Annotated in this window: 12 protein-coding genes; 1 reads left to right on the top strand and 11 read right to left on the bottom strand. The window is 39.3% G+C overall.

The features are described from left to right. Positions 1 to 33 precede the first annotated feature (33 nt). The 3 genes from WC623_RS14340 to WC623_RS14330 are packed head-to-tail and all read right to left on the bottom strand — an operon-like array spanning position 34 to position 5,674. Positions 34 to 2,019, bottom strand: a complete 1,986-nt coding sequence (locus tag WC623_RS14340) for a PepSY domain-containing protein (protein ID WP_372852196.1) — start codon at positions 2,017 to 2,019, stop codon at positions 34 to 36. A gap of 50 nt (positions 2,020 to 2,069) precedes the next feature. After that, a complete protein-coding gene (locus WC623_RS14335; RefSeq protein ID WP_372852194.1) occupies positions 2,070 to 3,293 on the bottom strand; it encodes a DUF4374 domain-containing protein in 1,224 nt (407 codons plus the stop codon). 26 nt (positions 3,294 to 3,319) lie between these two features. Continuing rightward, entirely contained in the window at positions 3,320 to 5,674 is a 2,355-nt protein-coding gene (locus WC623_RS14330; RefSeq protein WP_372852192.1) for a TonB-dependent receptor plug domain-containing protein, read from the bottom strand. Positions 5,675 to 5,804: 130 nt separating this feature from the next. Here WC623_RS14330 and WC623_RS14325 point away from each other — a divergent pair, with 130 nt between their 5' ends. Then, a complete protein-coding gene (locus tag WC623_RS14325; protein WP_372852190.1) occupies positions 5,805 to 7,301 on the top strand; it encodes an amidohydrolase family protein in 1,497 nt (498 codons plus the stop codon). Between the two features lie 141 nt (positions 7,302 to 7,442). On the opposite strand, the gene WC623_RS14320 is transcribed toward WC623_RS14325, so the two are convergent. The 8 genes from WC623_RS14320 to WC623_RS14285 form a co-directional block, all read right to left on the bottom strand. Next, a complete protein-coding gene (locus tag WC623_RS14320) occupies positions 7,443 to 7,817 on the bottom strand; it encodes a nuclear transport factor 2 family protein (protein WP_372852188.1) in 375 nt (124 codons plus the stop codon). A gap of 303 nt (positions 7,818 to 8,120) precedes the next feature. Beyond that, a complete protein-coding gene (locus tag WC623_RS14315; RefSeq protein ID WP_372852186.1) occupies positions 8,121 to 8,333 on the bottom strand; it encodes a hypothetical protein in 213 nt (70 codons plus the stop codon). A 415-nt stretch (positions 8,334 to 8,748) separates the two neighbouring features. After that, positions 8,749 to 9,786, bottom strand: coding sequence for an NAD(P)/FAD-dependent oxidoreductase (locus WC623_RS14310; protein WP_372852184.1), 1,038 nt, complete (start codon positions 9,784 to 9,786; stop codon positions 8,749 to 8,751). 22 nt (positions 9,787 to 9,808) lie between these two features. After that, on the bottom strand, positions 9,809 to 10,585 hold the full coding sequence (locus tag WC623_RS14305) for an SDR family NAD(P)-dependent oxidoreductase (protein ID WP_372852182.1): 777 nt from the start codon (positions 10,583 to 10,585) through the stop codon (positions 9,809 to 9,811). A gap of 21 nt (positions 10,586 to 10,606) precedes the next feature. Next, on the bottom strand, positions 10,607 to 13,657 hold the full coding sequence (locus WC623_RS14300; RefSeq protein WP_372852180.1) for an efflux RND transporter permease subunit: 3,051 nt from the start codon (positions 13,655 to 13,657) through the stop codon (positions 10,607 to 10,609). A gap of 11 nt (positions 13,658 to 13,668) precedes the next feature. Further along, positions 13,669 to 14,715 (bottom strand): efflux RND transporter periplasmic adaptor subunit, encoded by a 1,047-nt coding sequence (locus WC623_RS14295; RefSeq protein WP_372852178.1) that lies wholly within the window; start codon positions 14,713 to 14,715, stop codon positions 13,669 to 13,671. A gap of 5 nt (positions 14,716 to 14,720) precedes the next feature. Next, a complete protein-coding gene (locus WC623_RS14290) occupies positions 14,721 to 16,094 on the bottom strand; it encodes a TolC family protein (protein ID WP_372852176.1) in 1,374 nt (457 codons plus the stop codon). A gap of 44 nt (positions 16,095 to 16,138) precedes the next feature. Further along, positions 16,139 to 16,747 (bottom strand): TetR/AcrR family transcriptional regulator, encoded by a 609-nt coding sequence (locus WC623_RS14285; protein ID WP_372852174.1) that lies wholly within the window; start codon positions 16,745 to 16,747, stop codon positions 16,139 to 16,141. Positions 16,748 to 17,231: the final 484 nt, after the last annotated feature.

Genomic DNA, 17,231 nt, shown 5'->3' with positions numbered 1-17,231 from the left:
TATGTCGGTTGATTTGTAAGGGATAATGAAATATTAATTAATTTCGAAACTATAGGTTGCACCTTTCCAGGTAGCTTTAAAATCTTTACCGTGATGCTGACCAGGAGTCCTGTCCATATCAGTTACTTCTACCACATATCGGCCAGCCCATAATGGGGTAAACTCTATCAAGCCATTTTCGTCAGTGGTCAGCTCTTTTGTCCAACCATTGGGAGAAGAAACAGATACTATCTTTCCTTTTGAAGCAGTATCATTTGCAAAAACTTTCAATTGAAATACCTTATTAACCTTTGCAGATGAAAGACTGTCTGTATGTAGTTTCAATATATTTGGGTTTTGCTTTATTGCAGGCAATACCTTCCCTACCATTACATCTGCACTTGAAAGAAAATGATACTTTGTAGTCCCTCCCAACTCTTTGGCCTCATGACTAACTATAATTGTGTAAGCACCATTCTGATTTGGCGTAAAACTTCCCTCAAAATGACTTGTTTGGGAAATTAGTTTTAACTGCGATTTCTTTTGGTCTGGACCGATGAGCCAAATTGAAAATTCATTTACGTCAGAATACCAATTAGCTACGCTATCGCGTTCATTAGTTGCATATTCACCATAAAATACTTTAACAGATTGTGGCTGACCTATTTTTCCAGAGTTAGCTGTTTCAATCCACAGCGCATGTGCAAAAATTTGTGTTGTAGTAAAGCTGAGTAGCATACCTACAATTATTGTAATGACATTTTTCATAATTTTATGTTTTAATATTGGTTCTTTAATTTCTAATGTTTTTTGATGAAGAGGTTTTGTTTTCTTCTTTTTAAATTTACGGCCATACCATACCAGGAAACCAGTGATTGGTAGGCTAGCCCCGATCAAAGAAGCCAGAAAGGCCATAACTTTACCTGGGAATCCTAAAATACTACCGACATGTATGTCGTAATTCATCTTTCTGAGTTTAGTACCGATTGTGGCTCCCTCGTAATCTCTTGAATAGACATTGTCGGATTTTAATTCAGCCAATGTATGCTGATCAAAAGTATATCCTTTGCTGTTATAAAACTGTCCAGTATTTGGATATACAGTAATATCTATAGTTGCTTTAACTTTAGAGGTATCAGGGAAGTTATAATAAAATCCCTGAGACCTGGGATGACTGGTAATCACCTTGTTCCATCCCAAATCCATTGCCTGCCTTAGCGTATAATGTTTATTAGCTTGTAAGGAATCAGATTCCATTCGTCTAAACTCAGTCAGTTTATCACCTCCTGAGGTAACCCAGTATAGACTCTCACTATACCACTTGATACCATAAACCATTCCTGTGAGTGCAATGGCCAGCAAAAACAGCAATGAATAAAAGCCTAATACATTATGCAGATCGAGGTTAACACGTTTAAATGAAGCTCCCCATTTAATTTTGAAACTCTTTTCAGTAGTCGATTTGTTCCATTTTTTTGGATACCACCAGATCATACCTGTGATTAACAAAATAACAAAGACCATTGTACCATAGTTGACGATGGGTCTACCAATTTCATAAGGAAGCCATAAAAACCTGTGGCCATTGAGAATGAATCGAAAAAAATCAGTCTCACCCTTTTTACGCACAACTGTTTTTATAACTTCACCTGTATAGGGATTAATTTTGAGCTGTATTCCTCCCCCTCTTCGCCCAGCTCCTTTTCCTTCTTTTTCTACTTTGTTTTTTAAGTTCAGATTGATAGTACGTCCTTGCTGATAATTGGCATAAGAAGGTATCTTATCAGGATACAATTGATTTGCAATTGCTGAAAGTTGCGAAGGTGTAAGCACAGGCTTATCCTGCTTTTCAACTTTTGTTTCCGGCTCTAGTAGTCCATTGATCTCTTCATTGAATACCCATATACAGCCAGTTAAACATACAATTAAAACAATGACACCAGAAACAAGTCCTAACCATAAATGGAGCCATTTGTTGATTCTTATAAAAAGCGAATCCTTGATTTTCTTTTTCTGGGGCATGTTTTTATTTCCAGTCATTGCTTTAATTGTATTTTGTGTTTTGAATAGTGTTTTGAAATTAGAAGGGGTTATTTCAGGTGCTGAATGGCTGTGATCAATCCTCCTTCAACTTTAAGTCCTTTTGTAGCTGTGGCTGTACTAGCATCGATTTTATAAACCCAGGTAGTGCCGTCAATTAAGTTCACCCCAACATAACCTGTTCTACCATCCCTCGGACTATAGTTATTTGCTGTCACATCTACAATATCAGCTGCAATCGGGAAACCCGTCACCTTGGTTACAGTCTGATTGGCAACATCCAGAATACCCAGGGTTTTGCCTACATTATATGCACCTTTTGATGCTTTTGGCTCCATATGCACTACAAATTTATTTTGACCCAGATATAGCCAGTCTGTTATAACATTACCAGCAGAGGCTGTTTCAAAATTGATCAGGTAATCCAAGTCAAATTCTGTTGTACCAGCCTTGATACGGCTAATGGAAGACGGTTTAGTAGAAGTTAGCACTCCACCTTTTTGGGCCACTGAAGAAGAGAAAGCATAAGTATCTCCATTTTCTACAACAGCTAAACCATCCGTAAAGTATCTTCCGATAAAGCTGGTTCTCGTGTCCCTAATTGTTTTTTCATACTGCATTGAAGGATAAGCATAAACTGCTATACCAGCGAAATCAGGATAGTCGGTTTCAAAGCCGTTGTTTTTTATGCTGAAGAATGGCGCAAAAACTTTATTACCTACTTGTTTAATCCAACTAAAATGAGCTATCTCTCCGTTTTGAGAGGGAGTAACAGCATCCAATGTGCCCTCGGTAGTTTGCCTATTGCTTTCTGTACTTACAATATACCAATTTGCCAAGGTAGGACCAGTTGCAGCATAAGCTCTTGGCACTTTAACCATTAAAATATCCTTATTTACAGTAGCGAAAGCATGAACTGTCGCTGCTGTAAAGTCACTCAGTTTATTAAGCTTACCATCTTTAACATCATAAACCGTAACGGCACCGGGGTTACCGCGACCGTAAAGCATGCTAAAGAATTTTGAACCAGAAGTTACGTAATAGCGGTAAGTGCCATCTTGTTCAACTCCATTACCGATGATGGATACTTTACCCTCATCTAGGCTACTTGCCGTAACCAAATAATCTGCCACTCCTGTAACTGCTGCGGGAGTAACTGCCAACACAAAGTTTCCGGGATTTTCGGGAACATTTTCCTTGTTGTTTTTTTTACAGGACGATAGTATTGCAACGAACATCAATACCGAAACTGCTTTAGTAATCATTGTTTTCATGAAAATTATTATTAATTGTTTATATATTATTGTTGATTCTTATTAAAGAAGTATCTGAGGTTTAAGTAGAAGCCTCGTCCTGGTTTTTGCAGACTAAAGTTGTCATACATCGGTTTGTCACTTAAGTTTTTCGCTTCAAAAGAGATGTTGTAACGACCACTCTTCATACTATAAACCAGATTAACATCATGAGACAGTTGAGTTGGGATTCCATTCTTATGTTCTAGATTGCTGGCACCTAAACTTGGCCAGTATAACCAAAATTGATTAACGTACAATAGATTGTATCCTACCGTAAGGTGGTTACCTTTTCTTCCGAGATTTCTGAATGAACCACTTAAATCAAGGTTACCAAACAGATAAGGAATGTTAGGCATCTGATCTAGATATACATCACTTACTGAATTATAGCCGTCCTCATATTTCTGCAGATTTTGCAAGTATTGATAGGTAACAGTTGTACCGACAGATAGCCAGTTCTTATAGGAATACCTTATTTCTCCGTCTATACCAATTGTACTTACGCCTTCCCTATTGTCTGCAATGGTTTTACCCTGAAATTTGCTTAGGGTATTTAGTTTGTTGTAAATAAAATCGGCAGAATATCGGTACACCCCATTAGCTGTTACAGAAAAGCGGTGGATTTTATTGAACTCAAATCCATAGATCATTCCAAAATTGAAATTATCACTCTGCTCCGGTTTCAATGCCGGATTTGCATCCATGTTATCTAAATCGCCAAATATTTCAGTCGCTTCCGGCATCCGGTTTGTCAGTTCATAAGAAGTTCTTAGTTGCAAATTGGGATTGAAATAATAAGCTATCGCAAGCCCATAACCCACTTTTTGGGTAACATTATTTACATTTTTACTTTCAATAATATTGTTCTGATAGATATATTTTCCAAAAAGACTAGCGCTCAGTTTATTTTCAATAGCATAACTGTAACCAAAACCCAATACATTTTTATCCATTGTTTTGGCTGGATCAAAGGCATCATTTGCAGGAATCAGTAAATCCTTGGTCTCGCGATTAAAAGTTGAGAAAACGTTGTTTACCGCTACTGAATGTTTTTCGCTTATCTTATAGCTGACCATAGTTGTGGCCAGCCCATTATGATTATAATATTTAGAATCGGTATGGGAACGTTCGCCATAAGTCGACTTAGGACTGCGGATTCCATACCAATTGTAACTGGCGCGCGCAGTATCTATATTTCTTTCAAATCCAAGGTTGTAATTGGCGTTAATTGTCACGTCCAGCCCTTCAATAAGATTTGTTTTTTTATATTTCAATGAGGGCATCACAATATGTCCACGTCTGTGAAAAGCACCAAATACTTCATCAGGACGAGCGCCACTTTGCATTTCTTTATAATTTTGCCCCAGAGTGATTCCGAACAATAAGTTATCAGCAAATGATTTATTGATTACCCCAACATTAGCAATTAAAGTCTCGTTGTGATAAGTATCATGAAATCTGGGCAATGAAACTTCAGGACCTTCCACATTCGTGAGCCGCGAGAGCAATTTCACTTTATAATTATTATCCGAGTAGTTTTGAAATGCACTTAGCTGAACAGTAAAACCTGATTTCGAAGTTGTAGCTGCATTGAGAACAGTCCTATGAGTGTTAAATGAGCCAAAAGAATAAGAGGCATCTATATAATTTCTATGTTTATTGCCAGTAACAATATTAACAGCGCCGCCCAAAGCATCAGACCCCAACCACATGGGTACCACCCCTTTGTAAACCTCTACTCGTTCAGCAACATTGATTGGAATGTTATTGATCTGAAAAGAAGATCCAAAGTTGTCCATTGGGATCCCATCAATAAAATAACGAATATGGTTACCCGAGAAGCCGTTTAAAGAGATGTTGACACTAGAACCAACACCACCCGTTTCACGCACACGCACACCAGCAACCCGATCCAGGGCACTGGAGATGTCCAGCGTTGTGTTATATAGTTTAGTGGCATCAATTGCAGTGACATTAAAAGCCTGCCTGTTTACTTCTTGGGCTTTGGTACGACCTAAAACGCTTACCGCTTCCATTTGCTGAATGCTTTCTGTAAGCTTAAAATTTACGGGACCATGGTCAGCATGAAGGAGTTTAACCTCCTTTTTTTGCAGCTTATAACCAACTGCATTAACCAGTATAATATAAGTTCCTGGTTTTACATTCCTGATTTCATAATTCCCATTTTGATCAGAAACGGCTCCATATTTAGAATCCTGGAGTTTAACTGTGGCGGCTGTAATTGGTTCCCCTGAGCTGCTTTTTAGATTTCCACTGATGGAAGCAGCCGGACTTTGAGCTTTTGTAAAAATTACATAGGTACATAGCATACCTAATAGCAAAAAATTCTTAATTTGCATGACTTTTAACTACGATTAAAGGTGAGCCGGCATTGCCGGTTAGCCACACGGGTCCTAAGCCGTGTGGCATTTTTTTTATCATGCAAATATATCTTTATTTAGAATAAGTCCAAATAAAAAATATAGATAATTGAATTTAGTACCGGGGAACATTTCCACCACTATTCATAGACATGAAAGAGATAATTCAAGCGTTTCTACAAACCAGTTATGTACTTTTGTAAAAAAAGGTTTGTTTAAGATCAAAAATAGAACAACAGATTCGAAACAAAATCAGAACATGATGAAAGAAACCAGTATATCACGGAAAAGTTTTATTAAAAATTCAACGGTAAGTTTAGCAGGACTAACACTTTTACCCGGAATTTTGCAAGCTAGACCAAACAAGTTCGAAGAAGAAAGGGATAGCCAGGCAAAAAAAACTGCAAATAGTTATACACTGAAAAATGTTCTTTTGGAAATAGGGTTTGAGTATGACGACAACGAGGTTATGACAACAAAAACGGGACTTTTCTCTATTGAAATAACCGATGGAAAAATAAGGAAAGTAAGCCCAAATCAACTTAATGCAAAAGCCATAGATGCCAAAGGCATGTTGATGCTTCCATCATTTAGGGATATGCATATCCACTTAGACAAGACTTTTTATGGTAATAAATGGCAAGCCGTAAGAAGAGGAACCGCTGGAATAAAAGGAATGATTGCTCTGGAACAGCGAATACTCCCTGAAATGCTCAAAACCTCAACCTATAACGCTGAGAAGATGATTGAACTCCTGCAATCAAACGGGACATCCTTTGCCCGAAGCCACGTGAATATTGAGCCAACATCTAAACTAGACTCACTTAAAAACCTGCAAAAAGCATTAGAGAATAAAAAGAAAGTTTTTGGTGCTGAACTCGTTGCCTTTCCGCAACATGGTGTATTTTACACTGATTCGGTTCCGTATCTGAAAGAAGCAGCAAAGATGGATATTGATTTTATCGGAGGTGTGGATCCATATAGTATTGATGGAGCTATTGAAAAAACAATGGATTTTACTGTACAGCTGGCCTTGGACAACAACAAAGGTATAGATATCCATCTGCATGAATCGGGAGAATCGGGATTAAAAACTATTAAATACCTAATTGCTAAAGTAAACGAAAATCCAGCATTAAAAGGAAAAACCTATCTAAGCCATTGCTTTGCATTAGCCCGATTAAATAAAGTTCAACAGGAAGAAATGGCCGAAAAAATGGCAAATGCTCAAATCGGTATCAACTCTACTATTCCATTTGGAGGACTGATTATGCCAATTCCAACATTGATGAAACACGGGGTAAAAGTAATGACCGGAAATGATAGTATTATAGATCATTGGAACACATTTGGTACAGGAAGCGTTTTACAAAAAGCCAATCTTGCTGCACAACTCTATGGTTATTCATCAGAATTTGGGTTGTCCAGAATGTTGAAGCTAGCAACAACTGGCCCCATACCTTTAGATGATAAAGGTAAGCAACAATGGCCAAAAGTAGGTGATGATGCCGATTTCGTTTTTATTGATGCGAGCTGTTCGGCCGAAGCAGTATCCAGAATTTCTCCGGTAAAATCACTGATTTATAAAGGAAATATTGTTTTTTAATCTTGGTTAATAGTTGTTCTACAATTGCCTCTATCGTTGCCTTAGTCTACTACTATATTAAAATGGATAGCTTTTCGTTCGCCTGGATTTTAAAATTTCCTATTGATGAGATTAAAATAATGCATGAAAGTATTATTCTAATCAAATAGCTATACCGCTTCCCCCTACTACTTTAATCCCATCACCGAATTTTTTCCAAAACCTGATATAGCGATAGCTAACTTCAAATGGCACCTCATTAAACTTTCCGTTCAATTTCATTGTCAATGTGATCACTGCCATATCATCGATAATATTTAAGTTTTCAATTTCTGGTAAAAGTTCATCAACCTTTAATATTCCATCGCGATAAGTATCCAGATCGATTTCCTTGGTTATTGTTTGCCCACTCGGAAGAATGAACAACAAGTCATCATGTAGCAACTGGTCAAGCGCGGTGATATTGCTATCTTTGATTGCACGGTAAAGTTTGTTTTCCTGTTCCAGGATGCTGTTTTCTGTTAGTTTATTATTCATAATTTATCTTCTTTTTGGGAGGTGGGGGGTAACTTATTTACCTCCCAAATATAAGCACCGGATTTTACGTCAGCAATTTCCCAGAAGTTTTGAGTGGAATTGTGACAAAACAATATCGAATAGTGCCTGGAAGAGTTCGCTCTACACTACCGGAAAATTGCATTTAGACACACTAAGATCAGTCCAACTGGATTTATAAAATCGTAATAGTAATGCCAAAAATCATGTGTTTCGGAAACATACTGGCTTTAATTGTAAATCATTAGTTTAATGAAAATGAAGTATAAGTATGCGAGGAATTGCTTAACCCTTGCTAAATTCATAGGTAAGTAATGACTTACCATTAGGCATTATGTTTTCTGCTGATTCAATCAATTCAAAACCAAACGTCTGAGCAATAGACATTAAATAGTCTGAGTCAACAATTGTAAAAATATCTTTAACAGCTTTTATGGATTCAACTCCTGTTTGACTAACAGACTGGTTTCCGTTATTGGATTGTATAGTTATTATCAACTTAGCTGAGTTCTCCGTATTGTTATTGATGAACTCGAAACCTCTTTGAATTTCAATATATTCGAAAATTAGCGCAGCCCATACGAAGTCTGCTTTTACGAAAGATTCATTAGAGCTAGATATATCTGTATTAACAAGTACCAGCCGATTAATTTTATCTCCAAACCGTCTCCAGGTTTCTTCCAGATAAGCATTGTTTATATCTGTGAGCCCCTTAGTAGAGATTTTAAACTTCGTTACAAACGGTGTTACACAAGTCAGGAAAGGAGAGACAAGCCTTTAACACAAGTATGGGCAGAAAATGGTTTTACAAAATACAAGACCGAATAATCTATAGAATTCTTTTTTTGACTAAATGGGATGATTTTGCTAGTGATGAAATTGCAAATCATCCTTACTAGAGATGACGTTTTTTCTATTTATCATTGTCATTTAAAAATTCCTCTTCTATCAAAGCGTTATTTAAAAATACACCTGTATTATTCCCTGTTGATACCGCATATGATACAGCACGTAAAGGATTGGTGTTGTCTCCGCAGGCGAATACATCATCCACAGTTGTTCTCTGAGATGCATCTACCTTGATAAGTCCCTGTTCTGTCAGTTCACAACCCAATAATTCGGGGATTTTACAGTGTTGTTCAAAAGGAGGTCTTGAATAGATGACTTTTAATTGAAAGGTTGAATTATCTGAAAAAACTATTTCTTCAATTACTCCGTCTTTGTGTTTCAATGAGGTAATTTCCTTTTCAACTATTGAAATATTGTGTCTTTTGATTTCATCGGTTTGCTCTTGTGTCAGTTCCGATTTTCCATTGGTAAATATGGTTAGGTCCTTTGTCCAGTTACGAATGAGTCGAGCTAGGTGAAATGCACCATATCCATTTGCAAAAATCCCTGTTTTTTGATTCCTTACTTCATATCCGTGGCAATAGGGACAATGAAGCACTGTAATTCCCCAACATTCAGAAAACCCCTTAATATTTAGCATTTTGTCTTTTAAGCCTGTTGCAAAAACCACTTTTTTAGCAGAAAATATTTTTCCTGATTGGGTTGAAATCTCAAAACCTTTATCCGTTTTCGTTCCCTTAACGACAAGGTCAGTTATGAATTTTACTGTGTCGTATTTCAACACTTCTTTTTTTGCTTTTTCCGCAATAACGCCTGGTTTTTCTCCGTCTTGCGTTATGAAGTTATGTGAGTGAGGTGTTTGTCGGTTACAAGGCAAACCGCTGTCAATGATCAGAACATTTCTTAATGCCCGTCCCAAAGCCATTGCTGCCGAAAGTCCCGCATAGCTTCCGCCAACTATGATTACGTCAAAATTTTTGTTATCTGTCATTTCGTTAAAATTTGAAAATGCTGTTAATGGTAAAGGTAGAGCTATAACTGATAAAGCAAGCCCACCTTGTTTAATTAGTTCTCGTCTTGATATTTTTTTCGGTCCAGTCATTTGTTTTTAGATTTATACGTTATTATTTGGCACTTGCCAGCTTCATCTTAATTTTCATCATCACCCGATCAGGCAGTATTCCTGCTAAAATGGAATTGAACCGGTTTTGAAACCCAATGATTTTCTTTCCTTTTCCGTATAGCAAGAGCTTCACTCCTTCAGTAGCCACTGTTTTTACAGGTGTAGGCTTATTGGATTTCAGAAGATTAGTTTCCCGCATTTCGGCCGAAATAAATGCTGTTTCTGTAACCCCAGGGGCAAGCGTGGTAACCACTACGCCGGTTCCTTCCAGTTCGGCAGCGACAGTTTGGGAAAAGGCTAAGACAAAAGCCTTGGTAGCGGAATACACCGACTGGTAAGGGAACGGCAAATATGCAATCACTGAAGACACGTTCATGATTCTGCCCGACTTTCGGGCTGCCATATCTTTCGCAAACAATTTGGTAAGAACAACCAGGCTGCTGACATTGAGATCAATCATATTCAACTCCTGTTCCAGCGAGCTTTCCAGAAAACTTCCATACTCGCCAAATCCGGCATTGTTAACCAAATGAGATACCTGATAGCCGGCTCTCTTGATATCATCAAATAACTGGGCCGCTTGCTCTGTTCTGCCTAAGTCTTTGGGTATGTAGTGCACATCAATTCCGTATCTGGTAGTTAATTCCTGCTGCATAGCTGCCAATTTATCCTCGCTGCGGGCAGTGAGGATAAGATTGTATTCTAAAGCCGCTAGCTGTTGGGCCATTTCGTAACCAATTCCGGATGATGCTCCGGTTATTAAGATGTATTGTTTCATTTTCTTTGATTTTATAGATGATTAAATACTTTCAATAGAAGGTGGTATAAGCTTATACATAACAGGCGTTACAATTCTTGAAAGAATGGTTGAACTGATCAATCCACCGATCAACACAATCGCCAATGGAGCGATAAGTGGGTTGGGATTCAAGGCAAGTGGAATTAATCCACAAATAGCTGTTAGGGAGGTGAGCACAACCGGTAAAAAACGGGTTTCTCCTGCCTTATTAATCGCATCGTCTATGCTATATCCCTCAACCCGCAACTGGTTGGTAAAATCAACGAGCAACAGCGAATTCTTGACCTGTATACCAGACAAACCAATGAAACCAATGATAGAAACTATTGACATCGGATGGCCTGTGATCAATAGCATTACCACGCCACCCAAAATCCCCAGTGGAATAATAGATAGTACAATGATGATGCCTTTGAACGTTTTAAATTGTAGTAACAGAACCCCAATAAAAAGGAATGTACTCAATAGGATAACCGACAGGAAATTTCCGCCCAGTGTATCACCTTCCGATTCCGCTTCACCCGATAGCTTGTAATAGTAGCCTGGCGGCATTTTAAGTTTGTCCAGTTGCGGAACAATGTCCTTAAGCATGTCGTTCGCATATACACCCTCCTTGGTCAGAGAGGTAACCTTTGCGAAACGGGATTTATTAAAATGATTGATAGCTGTAGGCGATGTCTCAAAAGAAATGGTTGCGATCTGGCTAACCAATACCGGAACACCTTGTATATTATTTACATAAAGGTTTTTGAATGCATCCAGGTTTGAGAATTTATCCCTTGCAAGTGTTAAGACAACATTGCGTGAATCGCCCCTGTCGTCGATATAATCACCAACGGCCAGTCCCGCTACGGCAATTCGAATTACTTTATCAATATCACTTGTTAGCACACCCAATGTGCGGGCTTTTTCCTTATTTATTTCTATTTTAACATCCGACTTGTAGGTGTTCAGTTCATTATTGATGTAAACGGTTCCCGGATGTTTGCGCAGCAGGTCTTCCACTTCAAAGGAAAGCTCACGCAACTTATTTGGGTCCTCACCAAAAACCCTTACCACTATGTTGGCTTCTATCGGGGGGCCTTGTTCAAAATCTTTCACTTCAATTTTGGCGTACGGAAAATCTTTAAACTTTTCCCTTAGCTGCTTAATCAACGCTACTTTAGAATCAGGACTTGCCTCATCATCCAGCTGTACAAAAATCTGGGCAAAGTCGGGCTTAATATCCTGTTGGTGTACGTTGTAATATATCTGAGGGTTTCCTTTACCCACATTGCTTGTGTAATATACAATCTCTTTGTGTTGCTTTAGTTCATTTTCTACAAGTTTGGTCACACGATCACTTTCGGGAATACCAGCCTGCAATGGCATTTTGATATTGATGAGGAACATTGGCTTTTCCGAGGTGGGAAAAAGTTTAAATCCTGCTTTTGTAAATAAGAAAAAAGCGAAAACACTAAGTATTAATGATATTCCAATGGTTGTTTTAGGATATTTTAAAGCTCGTGGCATGATACCGCGATAACTGTTTGTGAGAAATTTCTGCAGTTGCTTCAGGAAATAATTGCCTTCCCCATCTGTGTGTGTTTTCAATAACCGGCTTCCCATGAAAGGTACAAGCGTTAAAGCTACAATCATTGATGCCAGGACACTGGTGATCACAGCCATAGGAAGGCTGCGCATAAATTCGCCGGCTGCATCTGGCAGGAAGGCAAGAGGCAAAAACGCAATTACCAGGGTGGCTGTACATCCCACAACGGCCACACCTATTTGCTTGGTGCCCTTCAGCACAGCATCCATTCGTGAATGTCCCTCCCTGAGCCATCGCTCTATATTCTCTACAACTACTATACTGTCATCCACCAACAATCCCAAGGCCACTACAAGACCAACAATACTGAGTTGGTTTAATGAAAACCCCAATAAATTCAATGCAATGAGCCCTAATGCTAAAGAAAGCGGAATAGAAACCATTACGATAAGTGATGCCCTAAATCCTAAAGGCAATAAGGTAATGACTACCAAAACAATGGCCAAGGTAAAGTCAAACCCAAGATGTCCCAAACGTTGCGAAACCATAGTGCCCTGATCAAAAGTTTTGACGAGCTCAATATTAGCAGGCAATCTTTTAGAAAATTCTTCCACTATCGGAAAAAACTCTTCCTGCACTTTCGTTATGTTAACATTGTCTTTCATGGCGGCGGTAACCAGGACACAACGATGCCCATTCACCCGTGTAATATGTTTGACCGTTTCGCTTTTATAACCTACATCGGCCACATCCTTCAAATAAACAATCTTTCCATTAGCGTTGTAGATAACGGTATTGGCAACGTCCTCAATACTCTTAAACTTACCGCTGGTCTTTACATTAAAAACCTTACTCTCCAAGTTGACGCTTCCACCGGGAATATCAGCCGCTTCACTTTGCAGACTGCCTATCACAATATTGAGCGGAATTTTCATTTGCGCCAGCTTATCCAATTGCATATCAACACGGATTTCCTGTTCAGGCATTCCAAAATATCCTACTTCTTTAAGATTTGTTATTTTCTCCAGGCGCGTTTTAAGCATGTCGGCTTCATCTCTCAACAATTTTTCCGAAGCGTTGTCCGAAACCAATGCAACCTGTAAAATCTTGACATCGGAAGAAGAAATCTTTTCTGTTTTGATCAGATAGATATCCTTAGGGAGCGCACTATTTTTTAAGGCGTTCATTTCTGTTGAGATCTCCTGGTATTTGTTGTCGATATCAACGCCATATTTGAATTTCACCTGGAATGCCGCTACACCATCCTCAATTGTGGTAAGTATTTTGTCAATGTTCTCCAGGCCATAGATTTTATTTTCAATCGGTTTTACCACCTGCTCTTCCATGTCCTTTGGACTTGTGCCAGGATAGATCACAGTGATAAGATATTCGGGTGGATGTATAGTTGGGTCTTCCGAACGGGGCATTGTAAACAAGGTAAGTACACCGACTACTGCAAACAGCAGAAATATGATGAGGGTGAACTGATAATTTTTTACGGCAAAATTTGTAATCTTCATAGCTGTTATTATTACCTGATGATTTTTATAGTAGATTTTTCGTTGAGAAAGGCACTATTGGATACCACAATTTCTTTTACTCCATTAAGTCCATCTTTTAGATAAACCTGTTGATTGTCGAACCTTGAAATAGTTATGGGAATTTTTCTAACCTTTTTGGCCCCGTCCGGTGTAAATACGAATGCCTTATCACCATCCGCTTCTACCAACGATCCATATGGGATGACCTTGACATTTTCATCCTGGTTTGTAGCTATTTCCGCTTTGCCAAACATGCCAACTGCCGGTTTTATGTTGTTTAATTTCAATTTCAGTTCTACCTGAAAGGAGCCAAGTGTAGGATCTGCTGCCTGTGATTTACGAAATACGAAGGCGTCAAATTTCTTGTCGGCATATCCATCCAGCGTCACTGTTGCTGTTTGTCCCGGATTGATCGTTGCCCACTCCCGATCAGTTACGCCTACTTTAAGCAGGTAGTTATTATTTTGATGTGTTTCGTTAATGGCAAGCACAGGCATACCAGACCCAATCACTTCCCCTTCACTGGCGATTTTCCGGCTCACAAAACCATCAGATGCCGCATAGATCTGGGCGTAGCGCAGGTTAAAGGCGGTTGTCTCACTTGTTTTTTTTGCCACATCCAGTGCCGTCTTGGTATTCTGAAGCTGTTCCAGTGTAAATACGCTGTCCCTATAAAGGTTTACCGCTCTGGCGTAATCCCGTGCAGCCTTGTCTACACCAAGATTTGCCTGGGCCAGGCCAGCCGCGATTTCGGTAGTGTTCAATGTGGCAAGTAACTGCCCTTTTTTAAAGAACTGTCCCTCATCAACCAGTATACTCCTGATTACCCCGCCAATCTTAAAGGAGTAATTGGCTTCATTTTCTGTAGCAACCAAGCCCGTGGCCTGGATTGATTTGGTTGAACCAAATGAGGAAATTGGGGCAACCTTCACCGAAATGATATCCGGCTGGCCTAGTGGATTTGTATTTTTTGGCTTTTCTTTGCAGGCGAACAAAATGGATGTAAGCGCAATTAATGTAAGTTGGATCTTCTTCATGATATTTATTGTAGGTTAAAGCTGGCATTCGCACGCTCAATTGCCGTGAACGATATCCAGGTATCAAATAATGCGATGTTGGACTGTAGCTGGGCGTTTACCCACTGGTTCTGTGCATCGAGCAGCTCAATATAGATGGCCATCCCCTCCTTGTAGAGTTTGGTCATGTCGTTATAATAGGTCTGGCTGGTCTTCAGCTGCGACTGTGCCGCCTTATACTGTGCGACAGCGCTTTGCAGATTTGCCCTGCGCACATTCAGTTCGGTAAGCAGTTGTTGTGTCACGTGATCGGTCTGTGCCGATATGGCCTGCTGGTTGGCAATGGACTGTTTGATCTTATAATTGTTTCGTCCTGAGGAGAACAGGTTCCATTCCAATGAAACCCCCAGCAGATAATATCGGCTCCTGTCGTTAAACTTCCAGTCGAAACCCTGCGATCCCAGGTCCAGCGAGGTACCGATCTTGGGTATGAGGTAGGACTTGGCAAGACCGGTAAGGTTTTGATTGATCCCCTTGGCGATCTCAAGTTTTGCTAGTTCCTCACGGCTGCTTACATCACCTAGGGGTAGGTTGTCCTGTGCCGGCAATGATGGAACATCATCGATCAGTATTGCATCGGTCAAGGGTCTGTTCAAAAGGAAATTGAAGTAGTAACGGGCAGCTTCCTCTGCTTTTTTGGCAGCGGTAAGTGATGCATTTATCTTTGACACCTCGTTCTGGCTACGGATTACCGCTGTACGGTTGATCTTGTTGTTGTTGAACAAGCTCTGGTTAACCCTTTCACCCTCTTCCAGCAATTTCAGAAATGACTGATAGATTCTGATCGCATTGGTAGCCTTTATGTAATTGTAGTAAGCGGTTTTGATTTCCTTGACCAATTCACGTTTGTACATGAGCACTTCTGCTTTCTGGATATCCACCTGTTGAGACTTGATCCTTTTGTTGTACACAAGCTCTGCATTTAGGATGGGAAGGCTCGTGCGGATCTTGGCATCGTAAAAGTTATCGGGGTTCAGTAGTATGCTCTGGTTCTGGAGCTGTGGAAAGGAGTTGCTCCCGGTAAGCTGGTTCAGTGTGGCATAGGCTGCATTAAAAAGATCACCTGTTGGGAACTCGATAGTCCTTCCCCCATCGGCCTTTGTATAGGTAGTCGAGAAGGTTACACTTGGAAGAAACATGCTTTTTGCCTCATGGAGCGCATATACGCTCCTACTCAGAAGAAATTCCTGCTCTTTGATGCTTTCATTTGAAACTAGTCCCTGTTGGACATAGCTGTTCAATTGCTCCTGTGCGCTTGATTGTTTGGCGATGAAAACTACACAAAATAGCAACAGGCAGTAAGTTTTCTTGTTTTGTAGAAATTCGAATGTATTAATCATTGTAATAAAATATAACAGTGTTCAATTTTATGGCAAAAAAAAGGCTACCCTTTTTCTAGCAGGGCAACAAAGCACGCGTAACCGTTCTCCATCAGTTCCTCGTTGGTCTTGTTTTCGAAACTCATCGTCTTGTCCTTACAGAACAGGGCGCAGATGCCGTGCATGGCAGACAGGATCATAAAGGTCAGATACTCCGGATCCATATTTTTGAAGCGGCCAGTATGCTGGCACTCTATGACCAGATCACGCAAATACTTCAATGCTTCGTCTGCAATCTGGAAACCGTTTTCCTCTGATTTTTTCATGGGTTCTTCTACAAGGAACATCAGATTATAGTAATCTTTTTGATCTTGGGCGAATTTAATGACCACCATGCCCAAGGCTTTTAGGCGCTCAAAAGGATCTTTGACGGAATCGAGTACCCGAAACTGTTTGAGCAATAAAGCAAATCCTTCGTTATGAAGCTCTTGGAAGATTTCGCTCTTATCCTTGAAATGGAAATAGATCACTCCAGCACTATAGCTGATCTCAGTAGCAATATTACGCATACTGGTCTGCTGATAGCCATTTTGAAGAAATACTTTTCTCGCACCGTTCAGGATGCGTTTTCGCATTTCCTGTTTCTCTTTCTGCTTTCTCTCTATTATACCCATGGATAAAATGATTTTTAAAGATAGGGATCGAAACTAATAAATCCCTCCTTTTATCTTCAACATGTCAAATGAATTGACACCACAAACATATTGAACACTGTTCAATAAAACAAAATTTAGTTTATAACTATATTGTATTTTACGAAATCTTGACAAATCGCTCCATTTATAAATCTCATATAATACAGAAACCCAAGTATTTATTCCATGGTGATTAATTTATGGCGAGTATATATTTAAGAAAACGTTTGGGGAGCACCTTAGTACTGATTCTTTAATGGAACAAATAATGCATTTACAGCCAAAGCAGTCATTCAACCAACACCGTTAAATGACTGCTATACTCTAATGCTAAAGCAAAAAAATCAAAACACTAATAATCAATTAATTAAATCAGCAACAAATCGAAACTCATTAATTTTCTTACAATTTTAGCACTCAAAATCTGCAAAAATCACAAAACCACTAAACCATTGACTATCAA

The sequence above is a fragment of the Pedobacter sp. genome (assembly GCF_041645105.1).
GTDB lineage: Bacteria > Bacteroidota > Bacteroidia > Sphingobacteriales > Sphingobacteriaceae > Pedobacter.
The sequence above is the reverse complement of the archived record's forward strand: the minus strand, read 5'-3'. Positions and strand labels throughout refer to the sequence as shown.